Annotated in this window: 20 protein-coding genes; 4 read left to right on the plus strand and 16 right to left on the minus strand. The window is 37.6% G+C overall.

The window, feature by feature from the left end:
• Position 1 precedes the first annotated feature (1 nt).
• The 6 genes from IGI87_RS07855 to IGI87_RS07880 all read right to left on the minus strand — a co-directional run bounded on the left by IGI87_RS07855 (position 2) and on the right by IGI87_RS07880 (position 6,030).
• On the minus strand, positions 2–1,282 hold the full coding sequence (locus tag IGI87_RS07855) for a solute carrier family 23 protein (protein WP_002357410.1): 1,281 nt from the start codon (positions 1,280–1,282) through the stop codon (positions 2–4).
• 16 nt (positions 1,283–1,298) lie between these two features.
• A complete protein-coding gene (gene pyrR / locus IGI87_RS07860; protein ID WP_301280621.1) occupies positions 1,299–1,838 on the minus strand; it encodes a bifunctional pyr operon transcriptional regulator/uracil phosphoribosyltransferase PyrR in 540 nt (179 codons plus the stop codon).
• A 337-nt stretch (positions 1,839–2,175) separates the two neighbouring features.
• Positions 2,176–3,081, minus strand: coding sequence for an RluA family pseudouridine synthase (locus IGI87_RS07865; RefSeq protein ID WP_104853990.1), 906 nt, complete (start codon positions 3,079–3,081; stop codon positions 2,176–2,178).
• On the minus strand, positions 3,068–3,544 hold the full coding sequence (gene lspA, locus IGI87_RS07870) for a signal peptidase II (protein ID WP_438736587.1): 477 nt from the start codon (positions 3,542–3,544) through the stop codon (positions 3,068–3,070). The genes IGI87_RS07865 and lspA overlap by 14 nt, the downstream gene beginning before the upstream one ends.
• Positions 3,545–3,549: 5 nt before the next feature.
• Positions 3,550–4,254 (minus strand): CBS domain-containing protein, encoded by a 705-nt coding sequence (locus tag IGI87_RS07875; RefSeq protein WP_104853992.1) that lies wholly within the window; start codon positions 4,252–4,254, stop codon positions 3,550–3,552.
• 105 nt (positions 4,255–4,359) lie between these two features.
• Complete coding sequence (locus IGI87_RS07880; protein WP_113794115.1) at positions 4,360–6,030, minus strand: formate--tetrahydrofolate ligase; 1,671 nt, start codon at positions 6,028–6,030, stop codon at positions 4,360–4,362.
• Positions 6,031–6,208: 178 nt separating this feature from the next.
• On the opposite strand from IGI87_RS07880, the gene IGI87_RS07885 reads away from it, so the two are divergent.
• Positions 6,209–6,415: a cold-shock protein gene (locus IGI87_RS07885; protein WP_002357404.1), complete on the plus strand. Its 207-nt coding sequence runs from the start codon at positions 6,209–6,211 to the stop codon at positions 6,413–6,415.
• A gap of 111 nt (positions 6,416–6,526) precedes the next feature.
• Here the strand turns inward: IGI87_RS07885 and IGI87_RS07890 are convergent, their stop codons facing one another.
• Positions 6,527–6,979 (minus strand): EbsA family protein, encoded by a 453-nt coding sequence (locus IGI87_RS07890; RefSeq protein ID WP_438736588.1) that lies wholly within the window; start codon positions 6,977–6,979, stop codon positions 6,527–6,529.
• Between the two features lie 100 nt (positions 6,980–7,079).
• Here IGI87_RS07890 and IGI87_RS07895 point away from each other — a divergent pair, with 100 nt between their 5' ends.
• On the plus strand, positions 7,080–7,487 hold the full coding sequence (locus tag IGI87_RS07895) for a ribonuclease HI family protein (protein WP_104853995.1): 408 nt from the start codon (positions 7,080–7,082) through the stop codon (positions 7,485–7,487).
• Between the two features lie 127 nt (positions 7,488–7,614).
• On the opposite strand, the gene ybaK is transcribed toward IGI87_RS07895, so the two are convergent.
• The 8 genes from ybaK to IGI87_RS07935 all read right to left on the minus strand — a co-directional run bounded on the left by ybaK (position 7,615) and on the right by IGI87_RS07935 (position 15,221).
• Complete coding sequence (gene ybaK, locus IGI87_RS07900; RefSeq protein WP_025187416.1) at positions 7,615–8,130, minus strand: Cys-tRNA(Pro) deacylase; 516 nt, start codon at positions 8,128–8,130, stop codon at positions 7,615–7,617.
• Positions 8,127–8,888: a type I 3-dehydroquinate dehydratase gene (gene aroD / locus IGI87_RS07905; RefSeq protein ID WP_104853996.1), complete on the minus strand. Its 762-nt coding sequence runs from the start codon at positions 8,886–8,888 to the stop codon at positions 8,127–8,129. Before aroD ends, ybaK begins: the two co-directional genes overlap by 4 nt.
• Positions 8,889–9,043: 155 nt before the next feature.
• The gene (locus IGI87_RS07910) at positions 9,044–10,828 is read right to left on the minus strand and encodes an ABC transporter ATP-binding protein (protein ID WP_438736589.1); all 1,785 of its coding nucleotides are present in this window, start codon (positions 10,826–10,828) and stop codon (positions 9,044–9,046) included.
• On the minus strand, positions 10,828–12,579 hold the full coding sequence (locus IGI87_RS07915; protein WP_438736590.1) for an ABC transporter ATP-binding protein: 1,752 nt from the start codon (positions 12,577–12,579) through the stop codon (positions 10,828–10,830). The genes IGI87_RS07910 and IGI87_RS07915 overlap by 1 nt, the downstream gene beginning before the upstream one ends.
• Before the next feature lie 197 nt (positions 12,580–12,776).
• Entirely contained in the window at positions 12,777–12,995 is a 219-nt protein-coding gene (locus IGI87_RS07920) for a YneF family protein (protein ID WP_002357397.1), read from the minus strand.
• 192 nt (positions 12,996–13,187) lie between these two features.
• The gene (locus tag IGI87_RS07925) at positions 13,188–14,081 is read right to left on the minus strand and encodes a deoxyribonuclease IV (RefSeq protein WP_002357396.1); all 894 of its coding nucleotides are present in this window, start codon (positions 14,079–14,081) and stop codon (positions 13,188–13,190) included.
• 10 nt (positions 14,082–14,091) lie between these two features.
• Entirely contained in the window at positions 14,092–14,559 is a 468-nt protein-coding gene (locus IGI87_RS07930) for a DUF1801 domain-containing protein (protein ID WP_104853998.1), read from the minus strand.
• Entirely contained in the window at positions 14,559–15,221 is a 663-nt protein-coding gene (locus IGI87_RS07935; RefSeq protein ID WP_113794131.1) for a YdeI/OmpD-associated family protein, read from the minus strand. Before IGI87_RS07935 ends, IGI87_RS07930 begins: the two co-directional genes overlap by 1 nt.
• Before the next feature lie 436 nt (positions 15,222–15,657).
• Here IGI87_RS07935 and IGI87_RS07940 point away from each other — a divergent pair, with 436 nt between their 5' ends.
• Positions 15,658–15,948: a hypothetical protein gene (locus tag IGI87_RS07940; RefSeq protein WP_002393362.1), complete on the plus strand. Its 291-nt coding sequence runs from the start codon at positions 15,658–15,660 to the stop codon at positions 15,946–15,948.
• A gap of 255 nt (positions 15,949–16,203) precedes the next feature.
• On the opposite strand, the gene tyrS is transcribed toward IGI87_RS07940, so the two are convergent.
• Positions 16,204–17,466: a tyrosine--tRNA ligase gene (tyrS, locus tag IGI87_RS07945; RefSeq protein ID WP_438736591.1), complete on the minus strand. Its 1,263-nt coding sequence runs from the start codon at positions 17,464–17,466 to the stop codon at positions 16,204–16,206.
• 184 nt (positions 17,467–17,650) lie between these two features.
• Between tyrS and IGI87_RS07950 the strand changes: the two genes are divergently transcribed.
• Positions 17,651–20,053 (plus strand): transglycosylase domain-containing protein, encoded by a 2,403-nt coding sequence (locus tag IGI87_RS07950; protein WP_280210637.1) that lies wholly within the window; start codon positions 17,651–17,653, stop codon positions 20,051–20,053.
• Positions 20,054–20,129 lie beyond the last annotated feature (76 nt).

A 20,129-nucleotide genomic window follows, 5' to 3' on the forward strand; every position in this document is an offset into this window, starting at 1 on the left:
CCTACTGTTCTTCGCTACGTGCGTTTTCCGGTAAAATTAAATTCAAAACAATTCCTAAGACGGTTGCTAATGCCATTGAAGACAATTCAAAGGTTCCTACTTTGAAGACTAAGCCACCAATGCCGATGACTAAAATTACTGAAGCAATCAATAAATTCTTTTTCTTATCAAAATTAATCTTATTATCGATTAAGATTTTCAAACCACTTGCGGCAATCACACCGAACAAGACGAAACTAATTCCTGAAATAACTGGTCCTGGGATACTTAGAATCAAGGCACTTAATTTTCCAACAAAGCCTAAAGCTACAGCGAACACCGCGGCTCCACCAATCACGAAGACACTGTGCACTCTTGTAATTGCCAGCACGCCGATATTTTCACCATAACTTGTAACTGGCGGTCCACCAACAAAACCTGCAACAATTTGCGCTAAGCCATCTCCCATTAAAGTTTTAGATAAGCCTGGGTCTTGGAAAAAGTTGCGCTTGGTTAATTTATTCAAGACCATTAAATGACCAATATGTTCTGTCATTGTTACAAAAGCAATTGGTGCCATTGTTGTAATAGCATTTAAATACAATTTCGGTTCATATTGAACAAAAGGTACTTCAAAATTCGGTAAAGCAAACCAAGCAGCTTCTTTAATAGGGGTTAAATCAATAATTCCAAAAGCTAAAGCAACCAGGTACCCACTAACAATTCCCAAAAGAATTGGAATTAATCCTAGGAAGCCTTTGAAAAACATGTTGTAAAAAATGGTTAAGCCTAAAGTAATTAAGGCTACGGCAATATATTTAAAATCATAAACGTTGTTGTTATACATTGCGTTATTTGCGGCATTAGCTGCCAAGCCTAAACCGATAACCATCACGACAGGCCCTACAACGATAGGCGGTAAAATTTTATCTAACCAGTCAGAACCAATTTTTTTAATGATTAATGAAACGATTAGGTATACCAAGCCGGTTGTCATAGCACCTTGGGCAATGGCTGGATATCCATCACTCTTCATTAGCATCTGCATCGCTGCAATAAAAGCAAAGCTACTGCCAAGATAGGCGGGGATTTTTCCTTTTGTAGTAATCAGATAGACCATTGTTCCTAATCCTGAACTGACTAACGCAATCCCCGGGTCAATTCCCACTAAGATTGGTACTAAAACCGTTGCACCAAACATCGTAAATAAATGTTGTAAACTTAGGCCAACCCAGTGAAAAGCTTGCGGTCTATCTTTAATATCTAAGACTGCATCCTCATTTCGAAATTCTTTTTCTGACAACGTTGTTCACTCCTTTTTATTCGTTTCCTTTACTAATCATAATACGATCTGCGCCGTCACGCTCTTCCATTTCCACAATAATTTCCTCAGTTTTTGATGTTGGAATATTTTTTCCTACATAATCGGCACGAATCGGTAGTTCCCGATGTCCACGATCTACTAAGACTGCTAAAGAGATTTTTCTCGGACGACCTAAATCCATAACAGCGTCCATCGCAGCACGAATGGTCCGGCCCGTATACAAGACATCATCTACTAAAATAACTTCTTTACCTTCAATTGAGACTGGTACGTCAGAAGAATGTAATTCAGGTTCCTCCATATCTTTCACATCATCACGATACAAAGTAATATCTAATTCACCAACTGGCACGTCAATATCTTCTAATTGTTTTAAGCGTTCGGCTAGACGTTGTGCAATGTATATTCCACGTGTTTTAATTCCTACTAAAACAATGTCTTGGATTCCTTTGTTTCTTTCAATAATTTCATACGAGATTCGAGTAAGCGCTCGTTTCATTGTGACTGCGTCAACAACTTCTTTCTTTGGCATAATAATTTCCTCCTCATTCTTTTTTATCTACGTCCTCGCTGTCTTGGGGTCAGCGATTCTTCCTTCAATTGAGCAGCTGAAAAATAAGTGGCTTTTTATTGAAATTGTCCTGTTATTTTTTCCAACAAAAAATCCTCCTACCCGTATGAGGATAGGAGGATGTCGGTTACAGTTTAAAAAGGTACAAGGGTACCATGTAGCCCACACAACTTACTAACTAAGCGCACCTAGTGTTCTTTTGCATGATTCCTTCTTAGCCTCACGGGACTAAACTTAAAGGTTACAGTTATTTAGTTATTTTTCTTCTTAAAAAAGAGTTTACCTCTTCTTCAGATAAAAATCAATGATTATTTCTTAATTGGCGTAAAGTTTTTTCAAAAACTTCTGGTAAAGGTGCCTCAAAGACTAATTGTTCACCTGTCGTAGGATGTGTAAAGCCTAATAACTTCGCATGTAAAAATTGCCCATTGCCAGGTAATGTTTTTCTCGGTCCATATAACGGATCTCCAGCTAATGGATAACCGATATATTTCATGTGAACACGGATTTGATGTGTCCGGCCTGTTTCCAGTTGTAATTCAACTAAAGTAAATGCATCAAAGCGCTCTAAAACAGTAAAATGCGTGACTGCTTCTTTACCGCCTTCAATGACCGCTTGCATTTTGCGGTCAATCTTGGAACGACCAATAGGCGCATTTATTTCTCCCTTATCGTGAGGAATAACACCGTGGACCAAGGCAACGTATTTACGTAACGATGTTTTTTCTTTTAGCTGCTTAGCTAATGATTCATGGGCTTGATCATTTTTAGCCACCATCAATAGCCCAGAAGTATCTTTATCAATTCGATGAACAATTCCCGGTCGCACCACATCATTAATCGCCGATAAGTGATCCGCATGATGAAGTAACGCGTTCACTAATGTACCATTAGGATGACCTGCCGAAGGATGAACAACCATGCCTTGAGGTTTGTTGACGACAATCACATCATTGTCTTCATAAACAATGGTCAAAGGAATATCCTCTGCTACCATATCTAAAACTTCTGGTTCAGGAATTGTTACCACAATTTCGTCGCCTGCTGTAACTTTGTAATTGGCGCGGACCGTTTCACCGTTAACTGTCACGTGTTTTTCTTTTAACCATTGTTGAATTTGCGAGCGGGAATGATTGGATAAATGTTCACTTAATACTTTGTCAATCCGGCCTTTTTCTGTTTGAATCGTTACGTTAATTTGTTCCATTTTTGCCTTCCTTTGCTGCTTTTTCATCTAAAATCAAATAAATAAATATACAAATAACGCCGACCACTAACGTACTATCTGCAACGTTAAAAATAGGAAAATTCATAAAATCCGTTTGGAACATGTCCACCACGTAGCCTAAACGTACACGATCAATAAAATTCCCAATGGCACCTGCTAAGACAAAAGATAAACCTACTGAATACCAGACACTTTTTTTATAATTCTTAATTAATAAATAAATAATCACGACACTAACAATTACTGTGATGACATAAAAGAAAATCATTTTCCCTTCTAACAAGCTCCAAGCAGCTCCGGTATTTCTTAAATGGGTCAGCGACAAAAATCCAGGAATGAATTCTTTCGTTTCACCCAAAGAAATGTTTTGGACCGTCAAATATTTGCTCCATTGGTCAAGTCCTACTAATAAGGCACTGATTAAAAAATATACTACTAACAATCGCGTCATTCCTTTTCTCTATGAATACTTGCTAAATCTCTTGGTCGAACAATGCCTACTAACTCACCATTAGGATGGCCACTTTTACTAATAAGCACGGCTTCCAAGCGTGGCTGCTCCCGAAACATTTGTTCAACTTCAAAGACGGTTGCTTCAATTGAAACAAATTGATAGTTGCTACGTTTATAATTTGATGCCAACAATTCTCGCACCGTTCGGTTGGCAATGTGAACTTCTCCTTTGGTGCTCTCAATGGCAAACCATACACCAATCCCTCGAACCGTGATTAATCCTTTAAATACACCTTTCTCATAAATTGGAAATTGAGAATATTGTTTTTTTGCAATAATCGTCAATAACGTTTCTAAAGATGTGGTGATTTCAAAAGCTGTAACACGTTTCGCAAATTTAGGCACTACTTTTTCTGGTTTTGTTAAAGCTTGTTCAATCGTTGCAATTCGTTGAACCGCCCATTCGTTCGGCTCTGCAATGACAAAATCATCAGCAATTCGCTCATGAACGATGGCATTTCTTAACTGAGCCATTTGAAGCAAATCCTCTTCAAATTGAGCAATCTGTCCCTTTTCTTTTCGGGAAAGACGTCTTGTCATTTCACTGAATCCCATGTTGACAGGATTGTTCAGTCTCTCTCTCATCCACTTTTCAATGCGATTAAAGTGTGCAATAAATGTATCTGCTCGTTCCCCCATAGTCGTTGCTCCTTATAATAAACTACGCAATAAATTTCCGTCATTATTTTTTTATTGAGCTACTTTCAAGTATATACTAAAAATAGGTCTCAGGAAAGAGCGGCTTTAAAAGAGACCGCTCGCTTGCCCCGTTTCGTCCACATCCATATTTAACGCAGCAGGAACTTTCGGCAAGCCAGGCATCGTTAAAATGTCACCCGTTAACGCCACGATAAACCCTGCACCGATTTTTGGAACTAGTTCACGAATCGTAATCGTAAATCCTTCTGGCCGTCCTAATTTTTGAGGATCATCAGAAAGTGAATACTGTGTCTTCGCCATGCAAATTGGTAATTGATCCCAACCATTTTTTGTAAAGTCTGCAATTTGTTTTTGGGCTTTCGGAGAAAAAATTGCCTGTTCTCCGCCGTAAATCGTTTGTACAATGGCTTGAATTTTTTCTTCAATTGTTTGGCGAGGATTATATAAAGGTTGAAACTGCTTTGTATTGGCTTCAATCTCTGCTACTACTGTTTTTGCTAGATTCGTACCACCTGCACCACCTTGCGCCCAAACACTTGTTAACTCGACTGGCACGCCTAACGCTTGGCAGGCTTCTTTCAACAGTTGAATTTCCTTCTCTGTATCCTGCGTAAACTCGTTGATCGCAACGACTACTGGTACATCATAACGTTGCATGTTTTGAATATGTTTTTCTAAGTTGGCAAAGCCTTTTTGTAACGCTGGTAAGTTTTCTTGCGCTAACTGATCTTTTGCCAAACCGCCATGCATTTTCAACGCGCGAATCGTTGCCACAATCACAACGGCATCTGGTGCTTTTCCTAAAGAAGGGACTTTAATATCTAAAAATTTTTCGCCACCTAAGTCACCACCAAAACCCGCTTCTGTTACGACATAGTCCCCCAGATGCAAAGCTGTTTTTGTCGCTAAAATACTGTTACACCCATGAGCGATATTGGCAAAAGGACCACCATGAACAAAAGCTGGAGTTCCTTCAATCGTTTGAACTAAATTAGGTTTTAAGGCGTCTTTTAATAATAACGTCAGCGCACCTGCTACGTTTAAATCTTTAACCGTCACCGGCTCTTTTTGGTCATTATAGGCGACAATAATCCGACTTAAGCGTTCTTTTAAGTCCGTTAAATTTTGCGCTAAACAAAGAATCGCCATAATTTCGCTCGCCACAGTAATATCGAAACCGTCTTCCCTTGGTACACCTTGGAAAGGACCCCCTAAACCAACAACGACCTGTCTGAGCGCACGATCATTTAAATCCACTGCGCGTTTCCAAATCACCCGCCGAGAATCAATCTTTAATTCATTTCCTTGCTGTAAATGATTATCTAGTAACGCAGCTAAGGCATTATTAGCTGTCGTAATCGCATGCATATCACCAGTAAAATGCAAATTGATTTCTTCCATTGGCAATACTTGTGCGTACCCGCCACCTGTTGCGCCACCTTTAATCCCCATCACAGGACCTAATGATGGTTCTCTTAGGGCAATAACTGTTTTTTTATTAATTTGATTTAATGCATCTCCTAAACCAATAGTCACGGTTGACTTTCCTTCTCCTGCTGGTGTTGGATTAATCGACGTAACGAGGATTAATTTACCTTCTGGCTTCGCTTCTAGGGATTGAAGCGTTGGAAAATCTATTTTCGCTTTGTATTTTCCATAAAGTTCTAGCGAATCTTCTGAAAGACCGATTGTTTCGGCAATCTCTTGAATAGGTTTTAATGTTGCTGCTTGTGCAATGTTAATATCTGTCTTCATAACGGACCCCTTTTCAATTCTTTATCGTCTTTGTGACACATTGTTTCTTTTAAATTATAGCTTGTATTGAATAGAATGGCTAGAATAACCTTTTTTAAACGACCCAACCATTGACGTTTGGTAGCCTTTTCTCGTATAATGAAAGTGTCTTTACAAATCTAAAAGGAGCGTGAATTGGATGCAAAAAGGAATTGTCAAATGGTTCGATAACAGAAAAGGTTATGGTTTTATCGTTTACAACGAAGAAGATGAGATTTTTGTCCACTTCACTGCTATAGAAGGTGACGGATTCAAATCACTTGATGAGAATCAATCTGTAGAGTTCGAGATAATGGAAGGCAATCGCGGGCTACAAGCAGCACATGTCAAAAAAATAGATAACTAAAAAAGCTGAACCAACAGCGCTTAACTTCAAAAAGCAAGTAAACGTAGCGTTTGTTTCAGCTGATTATTTTAAGATTTTGAGAGTGGGTCACCAGTCGTTTCGACTTATGACTCACTCTTTTTTTTCTTCTTTTTTATGAAGGCCCAAAGAATGATCTTCTGCTACCTTCAATTCAGGCTTTTTTACCTTAAGCGCCTCAAGAAATAACGGAATCGTTTTCTTTTTCATTAAAAAGACTTTTGAGCCTTCCTTAAATTCTGAGGAAAAAATTTCGATGCTTTTTTCATTGTAGGTTACTTTTTCTATCTGAGAAAGCGGAAGTGCTTTTTTACGAAACCATAAAACATCTCTGACAATTAAAGATGTTTCTGTCATGTTAAAAGACCGCGCAATTCCTAGATAAGCAAACACAAAAAATGGAACCATCACCAGATTACTAATCAAGTAAGGACCATTATTTTCCAATGCTAAAATTAAACTAATAAATAATATACAAAATGTGCAAGACCAGTAAATAATTGCGGATGCTAATTCTGGCTGCCAATAGAATTTCTGTTTTTTCATAAAGTGCCCTCACTACTTCTGGATCAACGCCACTAAATTTAAATATGTTATAATAGTAACATACTTTTTTTAAGAACAAAAAGAAATTAGGAGTAATTTTATGTTAAGAATTTATGTAGATGCTGCAACAAAAGGCAATCCAGGTGAATCTGGCGGCGGTATCGTTTACCTTACTGACCAATCGCGGCAACAATTGCATGTGCCTTTAGGCATTGTTAGTAATCACGAAGCCGAATTTAAAGTGCTGATGGAAGCTTTAAAACAAGCGATTGCCAATGAAGACAATCAACAAACAGTTCTTCTCCACTCAGATAGTAAAATTGTTGTCCAAACCATTGAAAAAAACTATGCTAAAAATGAAAAGTACCAGCCTTATTTAGCAGAATATCAACAACTAGAAAAGAATTTTCCTTTGCTCTTAATCAAATGGCTACCTGAAAGTCAAAACAAAGCAGCCGATATGCTTGCACGGCAAGCATTACAAAAATTTTATCCCAATAAAAAGTAGCACAGATTAGTTAATGTTTTTCCTTTATTAATTTGATAGTTAAGCGTGGAGCAAAAATCCCTAGTGTTTTTTGCTCCACGCTTAAAAACAGATAAACGGTTCTGTCTCAACCTCTTCTTATAACCACTTATTCTTCTGTCGTTATTCCCGCAAATTGTCCATTGGTTAGCGAAAGGATTGCTTCAGGCGCTAATTCAATTTGCATGCCACGTTTGCCTGCAGAAACAATAATTGCAGAATATTGTTGAGCTTCTTCAGCCAAATAGGTGGGAAATTGCTTTTTCATCCCAATTGGTGAACAGCCCCCACGAATATAGCCTGTGGTTGCTTCTAAATCTTTTAAGTGAAGCATTTCTACCTTTTTGTTGCCACTAGCTTTCGCTAATTTTTTCAAATCTAATTCTTGATTACCAGGAATGACAGCCACGACTGGACCTGTTTTATTACCTACTGTAACCAAGGTTTTAAAAATTCGTCCTTTTTCAATACCTAAACTTTCAGCGACACTTTCTGCACTTAAATGATCTTCGCTCCAAGCGAATTCATATTCTTTATATGGTACTTTATGTTGTTCCACCATGCGCATCGCATTCGTTTTTTGTTGTGTTTTTTTCTTTGCCACTTCTTTCACCTTCTGAATCACTTGTTTTGTTCGAATGTCTTTAAATAATTTCTTAATACTTGTACGGATAGTTGGCCTGGTGCAGACGCTTGCTGGGCTGAGCCAAAAGTTAGTGCCGATCCGAACAGTTGACCTGTTATGCGACTAATCATCCCTAACTGTCCCATTGACATAGTAACGATTGGAACGGATGCATAATGGGTGTACATTTCATTGGTTGCTGAAAGTAACGTAAGTACATCTGTCGCATCTTGTGGCATCACAGCTATTTTACAAATATCCGCCTGACGCATTTGCATTTGGCGTAACCGCGCGACAATCTCCTCTTGCGACGGTGTTTTCTGAAAGTCGTGATTACAGAGAACAATTTTAATCCCCGCCTTTTTAGCTTCGTGAATTAACGTATCTGCCGCCAGCGGATTCGCAAATAATTCAATATCCAATAAATCCAACGCACCCTTTTTCACTAATTCATGATACAAAGCAAAATAATTTTCCTCGGAAAAAGCCATTTCGCCGCCTTCTTTTTGTGTACGAAAAGTTAACAATAACGGTTTTTGCCCCAACCGTTCCATTACTTGTTGTGAAAGATTACATACATCGGAAAAATCAGCGACATTTTCATAATAGTCTAAACGCCATTCCACCAAATCACAATCTAGTGTTTGGCTCGCCGTTGCTTCGGCCAAAATATCCTCGGCTGTTCGAGCAACAATGGGCACCACAATTTTGGGATTGCCTTCACCTATTCGCACATGTTTGACTATAACTGGCTTCACAGTTCCACCTAACTTCCTCGTTTATTTTTCTCTCTTCATATCATACCATTTCTCTTCTTTTTTGCAATTTAAAGAGCTACAAAGACACCTAGAATTAGGAATTTCCTAACACTAAATGCCTTTGTTTGGGTTATTTAACTTTTTCAGTTGTTACATTAAACTTCCGTACTTTGTAACTGATACATATCCGCATAAAGACCACCTTCAGCCAATAGCGTTTCGTGCGTTCCTCGTTCTACAATCTGTCCTTTGTCTAAAACTAAAATCAAGTTTGCATCACGAATTGTCGAAAGGCGATGTGCAATCGCAATTGTCGTTCTCCCTTGACGCATTTTGGCTAATCCTTCTTGAATCAACCCTTCTGTTTCTGTATCAATATTAGCGGTTGCTTCATCTAAAACTAAAATTTTGGGATCAGTCACAATCGTTCGCGCAAACGAAATTAATTGACGTTGTCCGCTAGAATAACTCGCTCCTCGTTCAATGACTTTCGCATGATAGGTATTGGGTAACGTGTGAATAAATTTATCCGCCTGAACAAATTCCGCAGCCTGTTTGATTTGCTCATCTGTAATATTGGGATTCAGTAAACGGATATTTCCAGCAATATCTCCATAAAACATGAAAGCGTCCTGTAATACCAAGCCCATCTTTTCCCGTAATTCTGTCATGGGAAAATCACGAATATCACGATCATCAATTAAAATCTGCCCTTCATAAAATTCATAGAAACGCATGAGTACATTAATAATTGAACTTTTACCACTTCCTGTATGACCGACTAAAGCGACGGTTTCTCCGGGATTTGCAACAAAGCTAATATTTTTCAATACTTCATTTTTGCCGTCATAAGAAAAAGTAACATTGCGAAATTCAATTTTCCCGCGAATAATTTCCCCATTCGCACCTACTGATTGTTGCGGCGTTAATTCTTCCGTATCCATAATTTTTAAAATACGGCTGCCTGCGACAATCCCATCTGTAAAGATACTTAGGAAGTCCATCATTTGCGTCATCGGATTAAAAAAAGCTTGGACATACGTTACAAAAGCATAAATCATCCCCGCTTCAACAGGAGAATCTAAAGCATCGATGCCAAACATAGTTAAGGCCAATGCAATCGCCAATGTATACAACAAATTAATGATGGGACTTAATAATAACGAATTCATGCGAATCATCGCTACTCGTGTTTTTAAATAATCATCATTGGTTTCTTCAAATTCTTTTTCCAAACGCTTTTCTTGGCGAAATTGTTGAATGATTTGCATCCCAGAGATGTATTCATTTAGTTTGGTGTTTAATTGACTTAATTTTTCCCGCATACTGCGGTATAATTTTGAACTAAATTTTTGGTAATACCAAATCACAACTAATAAAATTGGCAAGAAAATTAGACAATAAAATGAAATTTCTGGACTGAGTTGAAACATTGCAAAAAATGACGAGATTACGGCAAAAATTCCTGTAATCACCATTAAGAATACATACCAGAATTCAAACAATGTTTCTGTATCATTTGTAACACGAGACACCGTCGAACCAGCCGGTGTTTGATCAAAATAACGCATACCTAAAGTGTGTAATTTTTCAAATAATTTCACTCGTATATATTGATACGTTTTTAAAGAAGCCATCGAATACAAATACCATTGAAAGAACCAAACAATACTTTTGACAATGACACCAAAAAAATAAATAGCAGCAAAAGTTAGAATCACTTGCATTGTGGCAGTTTTAGGCGTTAAATAATTATCCATAAAAACTTGAATGACTCTAGGCAAAAGAATATTGATAATTGATAAGCCAAATGCAAAGAGAATGGCTGTGTAAAACATGCGTCGAAAAGGTTTGGCAAAACGAAACAAACGCTGAACAATCGTTAATTGTTCTTTCATCGGTAACTCTCTGGACCATTCGGATTGATACTTTTCTTCCATTAACTCTCACTCCCTTCAATTTTCGCTTCTAATTGCTGTTTTTCCCACATCCGCTGATACCAACCCTTCTGAGCCAGTAACTCCTGATGCGTCCCCCGTTCAATAATTTTCCCTTCATCCAACACTAAGATTTCTTTTGCATGCATGACACTACTTAAACGATGCGCTGTAATAATAGTGGTTTTTTCTTGGCGCGTTTCTTTTAGATTTGATAAAATCGCCTCTTCAGTCTTCGCATCGACTGCAGATAAGGCATCGTCTAAAATTAACAATTCTGGTTCAACAATCAAGGCCCTCGCAATAGAAATCCGTTGTTTTTGTCCTCCAGAAAGCGAGACACCACGTTCTCCAACCATTGTGTCATAACCTTCAGGAAAGGTTTTAATTTCTTGGTTAATAAATGCTAATGCTGCCGCTTGTTCAACTGCTGCTTGTTCCAAGTGTGGTTTAGCAAAACGAATGTTATCTCGTACCGTCATGGAAAAGAGAAAATGGTCCTGTGGCACGTACCCCATTGCACCCATCAATGCATCTAATGTGTAGTTTTTAATGTTATGTTTTCCAAAGGAAATCGTTCCTTGATATTGGTCATATTCACGCATCAACAACTTCAAAATAGTGGTTTTACCAGCGCCTGTTTTACCAACAATCCCCAAGGTTTCTCCTTCTTGCAACGAAAATTGGATATTTTCCAATGCCACTGCCTCTTCTTTTGGATAAGAAAAAGAAGCAATCTTCATTGAAATTGTCCCTTGCGCCATCGTTTTGATGGCATCTTTTCGTTCGATAATATGCGTTTTTTCATGCAATAATTCGTTCACACGATCGTAACTAGCATTCCCACGTTCCAACACATTAAATAAGCGCCCAATCGCAAACATTGGCCATACTAGCATCCCAATATAGGCAATGAAAGAGACCAACTGACCTAAACTAATCGTTCCTTCCATGATGAAACGACCACCAATAATAATTGTCAAAACATAAGAAATACCAATAATCAGCGTAATAAACGGATCAAACAGTGCATCTAAAAAGTTCGTTCGTTTATTTTTGACGATAGCATCATCAATTTTCTCTGTAAAATCAGCAAGATCTTCTTGTTCTTGCCCAAATGTTTTAATGACTTTAATTCCAGTGATACTTTCTTGTGTTTTATCATTAATCGCTGAAAAAGCGGCTTGTGAATCTCGAAAGGCATCATGCAACTTAGAACCTAGAACTCGTGAGGTGACGGCTAATAAAGGCAGCGGTAATAAAGCAATTAATGTTAAGCGCCAATCGACAAATAGAACCATTGCGATAATCGTTGTGCCTCCCGTAATCACAGAGTCGGCAAACGTTAAAATCCCGGCTCCAGCCACATTTTGGATGGCATTTAAATCATTGGTTGCATGCGCCATCAAGTCACCTGTCCGATATTTCTGATAAAAGATACTATCCATTTTTGTGAAATGATGAAATAATTGAGTCCGTAGCTCTTTTTCCAAACGAGCGGCACTCCCCCAGATATGCATCCGCCAAATATAGCGAAAAAGATATTGGGCAAGCCCAGCACCAATCAAGAGTGCCACCCACACGATAATTTTCGTTAAGCGAATTTCTTTGTTAACGATTTCATCTACAACGACGCCAATAACTTTGGGCGGGACTAATTGAACAAGAGCGACCATCATTAATGAGAAAACCCCAATAATATAACTTTTTTTCTCTTGCTTAAAAAACCAGCCTAATTTTTTGAATATGGACATTCAGTTGTCCCTCCTTTTACTTTGTTGTTCTACGAAGACTACTTTCGAGCTAGAAGGTTTCTTCGTTATTGTTGTTTTTGATTAAACGTCTCGCTCGTTGCCTCCTAGATTATCCTATTCTCCCGCAAAACAACAAAAAAACGGACTGAAAATCAGCCCGTTTTTACACTTATTCATGATTACCTGAATAACCTTTACTATTTTCCTTGGTTTTTCATTTGTTGCATCATTTGTCTAACCTTTTTCTCTGACGGTTTTTGACCCATTGATGCCATCATCATGCGTAACATATCCTCATTAACGGGAGGATTTTTTTTGAAATAATCTTGCATATATTTGCGTGCAAGGAAAAAGCCCCCTGCAGCGCCTACTAATAAAGCGATTACTGCGATTAATACTACCCAACCTGTTGCCATTGAAACTCTCTCCTCTCCGTATAGTTTTGCTCTCAATGAATTATTTTACTAGAAATAGCAAAAAAAGAAAAGTTCTTTTTGCGGGATTTCTCTTAAATAATGAAAAAAGTCTGATTTTTTTGCAAAATAGTGATTAAAAGTCAAAATATACGCTCTTAAATGCCCATAGGACCTTTAAGAGCGATTCTTGCTTTAGTTTTGTCCTTGAATTTTTTCCAATAATTCTGGATCAAATGTTTGATTTTTTAACATCGCAATTTCAAAGCCGTAAGGGGCCTTTTTATTTTTTTTGTCTTCTCCGACATAAGGTGTTTCTAAAATTTTTGGTAAAGCAGTTAATTTTTCATGGTGAACCACACCGTTTAAAGCTTCAAAACCAATAGTGCCAAAGCCAATATTGGCATGACGATCTTTATGTGAGCCCATAGGATTTTTAGAATCATTCACATGAATAACTTTTAAACGATCCAATCCGATAATTTTATCAAATTCAACTAATACGCCATCAAAATCATCTTTTACATTATAACCTGCATCATTAATGTGGCAAGTATCCAGAGTGACAGAAAGTTTATCATTTAGCGTAACTCCGTCAATAATCGCAGCTAGTTCGTCAAACGTACGGCCGATTTCGGTTCCTTTACCAGCCATTGTTTCTAAAGCGATTTGCGGGATTTGCTCTTTCCACAAGACTTCATTTAGACCTTTAACAATTTGTTTAATGCCGGCTTCTGGACCTGCACCAACATGCGCACCTGGATGTAACGTGATTTGCGTTGCTCCCAATGCTTGTGCTCGCTCAATTTCTTGACGCAAAAAGTCTACGGCAAAACCGAAATTTTCCGTTTTAATTGTATTACCTAAATTAATAATATACGGGGCATGAACGACGATATTACTTAAATTGTGTTCCTTCATAAAAGCTTGCCCAGCTTCAATATTCATTTCTTCAATCGGTTTCCGGCGCGTGTTTTGTGGCGCACCTGTATAAATCATAAAGGTTGTTGAGCCATAACTAGCCGCTTCCTCGGCAGAGCCTAGTAGCATTTTCTTGCCACTCATACTAACGTGTGATCCTAATAACATGTGGTTCCTCCTAATAATTCTTCTTTTTCTTTTGGTGGTGTTGATACTGTTGCAGCCATTCTTCTAGCGTGATTTTTGTTACTAATTCGCCAATTAGTTCATAGGGTATTCGCTTAGGATTAGTGAAACGAAGACAACTTTTTCCCATGTTTAGCTTTGTTGACACTTGTTCCTGATAGGCTTCTTGAAACCAACTTCGGACGGCTTCATTTCCCATTAAGCCCATGTGATATAAAGCTACTTGCCTTTTAGTAGCGCCTAAGCTGATAAATGGTAACGGTTCATCCACACGGTTAAGATAGCCTTCTGGAAATACTGAAAGCGGCACAACAAAGGTTGGCATGCCATATTGCATCGTTAATTCAAATCCTGCTGGCAAATTTTGCGAAACGACGTCTAATACTTGCTGATAAGCAATTCGCCAGTTTGGTTCAACTGTTTCGATGTATGCTGTAACTGTTTCAATTGACTGCGCCATTATTTCTTCCTTTGCTGATAAAGAGCTTTGGTTTTATAGCCTTCTTTTAAAATGACTAACATTTCAGTTTGCCGCTTTTTCCGTGTCTCCGCTCGCTTTGCACTAAACACATACCGCGCCCACTCTTTTTGATAACCAGGCGTTAATGCAGCGAATGTCGCTGCAGCAGCTGGTTCTGTTTGTACCAACGCTTCAATTTCTGGTAGATATTGAACATAATCCCCAACAGCAGAACTGGTCTGATTCTTCGCTGGCTTTTTAAGAACATTCTTCATGCCGACAACCGTAAAAGTCTCATCTAAACTAACCATGCGATTAAATTTTAAGGTTGAGCCTTTAATATATCCATCTGCCTCGTTTACTTGTAGTGTTGGAAAAATTTCATCTCGGTGGACAAAGGTTTGATACATTTTATTGCCTTTTTTCGGATAAGCCACATATAACAACCCATTTTCTACTAAATGTTGACCTTCAATCACCATTGAAACAATCTCTTGAAATTCCTCCATCGTTTTCACAAATGCAAAAATCAGCTCAACTGGTTCTGAGGGTAATTGCTGCGCGGCTGAAGCAAATTCAGATAGATACTCTGCCTGCGGTCTATTTAAAATAACTGGTTGCTGATACTTCGTTAAGTTTAACTTTTCGACAATTGATTTCATAACCTACTCCTTATAGCGACTGCACTTTTTATTCTAGCATAGCACAAGTTATCTGTAATTGAATATGCCCAATAGTAAAAAAGAGTTTTTTGTAACATTTGTCCTTTTGATTTTCAGCTTTTTATTTCAATACTATCTTGACAAAGGACTTTTCTTACAGTCCTCCTTATTGTTGATACAACAATACCCACCCATTACTTTTCTAATATAGTCTATAACAAATTTGAATTTTTATTGTAGACTTTTGTGAACATTGATATACTATCTTTATCGTCTATATGCTTTAACCAATACTTTTCCTTAATGAATCACCATAGAGAGGAATAATAGTCTAACTTTATTAGTGATTAACACTTTGGACATTCACAAAAAGCTTGAAGCAATAAATATATTAGCAATAATAATTTTACTGGAAAGGTGGTGAAATAGAGTGGGAATGTTTACAAAAGGACAAAAAAGTGCTGCAGAATCTATTTATCAAAAAGAAATAAAAAAATTTTTAAAACCTAAAGATGGTTTAACTCATCTAGTTATGGTAAATAGTTTTAGTAAATGGATTAATCAAAATTTTGGCTGTGAGGACAAATACACTACGCAAATTGATGAAATAATATCTTCCATGCAGTTAGATGGTTATGAAATTGTTGATATAAAAATTGATTCACTACAAAATCAAGGTCTGTCAGGATCTATGGAAGGTTTCCATACAGTAATATTATACAAGTAAGGATTGGCTATCTGTAGTGAGACTTAAAAATTAGACAGAATACCGACCAGAGAAACTTGGTCGGTATTTTTATATAATAAACCGTTCAAGATAATGTTGGTGACTATTGATTCTAGTACTATAAGCAAAACTTTATAAAAAGACTTGCTTACATTAAGGTAAACAAGTCTTCCTAAAGCAAAATATTAAGCTAGTATTAACTGTTAACTATTATTTTTAATTTATAAACCGTATAAGATTGAAGTTCACAGTGTTTTAGTATTTTAACAAGAAATATTTTTTCTTACCGCGACGAATCACAGTAAATTGCCCTTCGATTTTATCAGTTTCTGTCAATTCAGTTGCTAAATCTTGTCGACGCTCTCCATTGACATAAATCGCTCCATTTTGAACATCTTCACGGGCTTGACGTTTTGATGGTTCTATTTTTGAGGTAACTAATAAATCGACTAAACTTAATTGATCCTCTGGTTGCACCTCATACGTCGGTACATCTTTAAAGCCTTGTTTAATTTCTTCTGCTGTTAAACTTTGGATATCCCCGCTGAACAAAGCTTCTGAAATTTTAACCGCTTGATGATAGGCTGCTTCACCGTGGACTAAAATGGTCACTTCTTTTGCTAACGCTTTTTGCGCAGCACGTTGACCTGGGTTCGCCGTAAATTCTTCTTCAATTGTTGCAATTTCGTCCAATGGTAAGAAAGTAAAGTATTTCAAGAATTTCACTACGTCACGATCATCTGTGTTTATCCAGAATTGATAAAATTCATACGGCGAAGTTTTTTCAGCATCTAGCCAAACTGCGTTTCCTTCTGTTTTACCAAATTTGGTACCATCCGCTTTTGTAATTAAAGGCATGGTTAAGCCAAATCCTTGAACTTCTTGTTCTCGGCGTAATAATTCAATCCCTGAAGTAATGTTTCCCCATTGATCACTGCCGCCTAATTGCAATAAACAACCTTCTGTTTCGTACAATTTCAAGAAATCATACGCTTGTAATAATTGATAAGCAAATTCAGTATAAGAAATTCCTGTTTCGATTCGGCGTTTCACGCTTTCTTTACTCATCATATAGTTAATTGTAAAGTTTTTTCCAACATCACGTAAGAAATCAATTAAAGAAAGCTCTCCAAGCCAATCATAGTTGTTTGCTAGAATCGCTGGATTTTTTTCATCTTCAAAATCGATAAAACGTGACAACTGACCCTTAATACTTTCAGACCAAGCTTTCACTGTATCAAGTGTGTTTAAACTACGTTCTGCATCTTTGAATGATGGATCACCAATCATGCCTGTTCCGCCACCAACTAAAGCAATGGGCACATGACCATTTTGTTGGAAACGACGTAACATAAGAATTGGCAGTAGATGCCCGATGTGTAAACTGTCTGCCGTTGGATCAAAGCCGATATATAATTTAACAGATTCTTCATTTAATTGTTTTTGTAAGGCTTCTTCATCTGTGACTTGGTAGACCAACCCACGGGCTTTTAATTCTTCAAAAAAAGCTGAATTCATGATTTTCCTCCTATAGTAAAACATAATAATAGATCAAATTCCCCTATTCATAGTAACCGATTCTGTCACACTTGAAAAGTCAAAAAATGGGATTTCCCTATTTTCTCTTAAGTTTTTTCAACAAAAAATGGCAATTGGTGTAGAAACTATTCATAGAAGCTTTTTTTTGCTATAATAACACAGAATGTATCATTTTATTGAGGTGAAGCTTTTGAAAAATAATTCAAGTAACAATAAGCAAAAACCAACGACCTCTTCTGGCGGCAATGTCTTTTTACTTATTTTAAATGTCATTATTCGCGTTTTTCAGTCATTAGTGGTTTTTGGGGTTATTCTGATTGTCTTAGGTGGCTCTCTTGGCTTAGGTATCGGAATGGGCTATTTTGCTTTTCTAGTTGAAGATACACAGCCCCCAACGAAGGAAGAATTGCAAAAAGAAATCAGTGATATTACCGAAGTGTCAAAAATGACTTACGCAGATGGTACTCCGATTGCTAACATCAAATCAGATTTAATTCGGACACGAATTAACGGCGATCAAATGTCTCCATTACTAAAAAAAGCCATTATTTCAACAGAAGATGAATATTTTGAAGAACATCATGGGGTGGTCCCGAAAGCGCTAGTTCGAGCGCTGATTTCTGATGCGACAGGCATCGGCGGTTCTTCTGGTGGTTCAACATTGACTCAGCAATTGGTGAAGCAACAGATTTTAACTGACGAAACGACTTTTAAACGGAAAGCCAACGAAATTTTATTAGCTTTACGTATTGAAAAATACTTTTCTAAGGACGAAATCGTGACAACTTATCTAAATGTCTCCCCTTTTGGTCGTAATAACAAAGGTGAAAATATTGCAGGCGTGGAAGAAGCAGCCAAAGGACTCTTTGGTAAAAGTGCCAAGGACTTGAATCTTCCTCAAGCGGCCTTTATCGCAGGACTTCCCCAAAGTCCCATTGTTTACACGCCCTATACTAACACTGGTGCCTTGAAAGACGATTTGTCTTTAGGAATGAAGAGAAAAGATTTTGTTCTTTTCAGTATGTACCGAGAAAAAGCTATTTCGCAAAAGGAATATGAAGAAGCCAAAGCTTACGACTTGAAAAAAGACTTTTTACCAACAGAGCAGGCCAATGTCAATACAGAAGGCTATCTATACTATACGGTGTTAGATAAAGCAGTTGAGATTGTCATGGATTTAGATATGAAAAAAGCTAAAGTTAATCGTGATGATTTAGATCAAGTTGGTTTAGATCAATATGAAGAACAAGCACGTCGTGAAATCCAGTCGCAAGGCTATACAATCCAATCGACTATTGATCAGAACATTTACAACACGATGCAAACCGCTGTCGCAAATTATGGTTATTTGCTTGATGATGGCACTGCAGATGTTAATGGAAATACAATGATTGAAACTGGGAATATTTTAATGGATAATGCTACTGGTCGGATCCTCGGCTTTATCGGTGGTAGAAACTTCGATATTAATCAAAACAATCATGCCTTTAATGCCGATCGTCAAGTTGGATCTACGATTAAACCAATTTCTGTCTATGGTCCTGCGATTGATCAAGGACTCATTGGTTCTGAAAGTCGTTTGGCCAACTACACGACTACTTATTCAGATGGCACTCCTTTTGCTAACTCAACAACTGTGGATTTAAATCAATTTGTAACCGTTCGAAACGCTTTAAACTGGTCTTTCAACATTCCTGTGTATCATGTGAACGAAGAATTGAAAAAGAAAAAAGGTGATGATAATTTTTCTTATAATCACTACTTAAGCAAAATGAACTATCCAGCTTCAGATGCTTGGGCTTACGAATCCGCGCCTTTAGGTCCAGTCGAAACAAATGTCGTAACTCAAACAAACGGCTTCCAAGCGCTTGCTAACAAAGGTAAATATCAAAAAGCCTACATGATTGAAAAAATTACAGACAATAGCGGACATGTGGTCTACGAACACAAAGATGAAGGAACGCAAGTTTATTCACCAGCGACCGCTTCTATTATGAATGACTTGTTGCGTTCAGTGGTGGATTCTGCAAATACGACAAAATTCAAACCAACATTAGCTGGCTTGAATCCTCATTTAGCTAGTGCTGATTGGGTCGGAAAAACTGGGACGACTGATGACTATAAAGATTCCTGGCTGATTGTCTCTACCCCAACTGTGACACTAAGTTCTTGGGCAGGACATGATCTACCAGCGCCAATGACGATGACCAGCGGCGACAACAACGGGAACTATATGGCGAACTTAGCCAACGCGCTGTACTATGCGAATCCAGAATTGTTTGGTATTGGTCAAAAATTTGAATTAGATCCAAGTGTCATTAAATCAAAAGTTTCTGAATTTACTGGTGAAAAACCTGGCTCAATTACCTATAATGGTGCCAAATTCAATACACCTGGTAAAACTACGACTTCATACTATGCCAAAGATGGTGCGCCACAAAGTACTTATAAATTTGGGATCGGTGGAACAGACAGCAATTACGCTTCTTACTGGGGAAATCTTGCTCCACGTGCTACCACAAATAATAACAATAAAAACAACGATAATAAAAAGAACAATAATTAACTCGCTAAAATGAGCCAGAAAACGTATTTTTCTGGCTCATTTTTAGGTATCAAAAAACGGCTAAACTAAGAGTTAA

The sequence above is a fragment of the Enterococcus sp. DIV1444a genome, from assembly GCF_051712125.1.
Taxonomy (GTDB): domain Bacteria; phylum Bacillota; class Bacilli; order Lactobacillales; family Enterococcaceae; genus Enterococcus; species Enterococcus faecalis.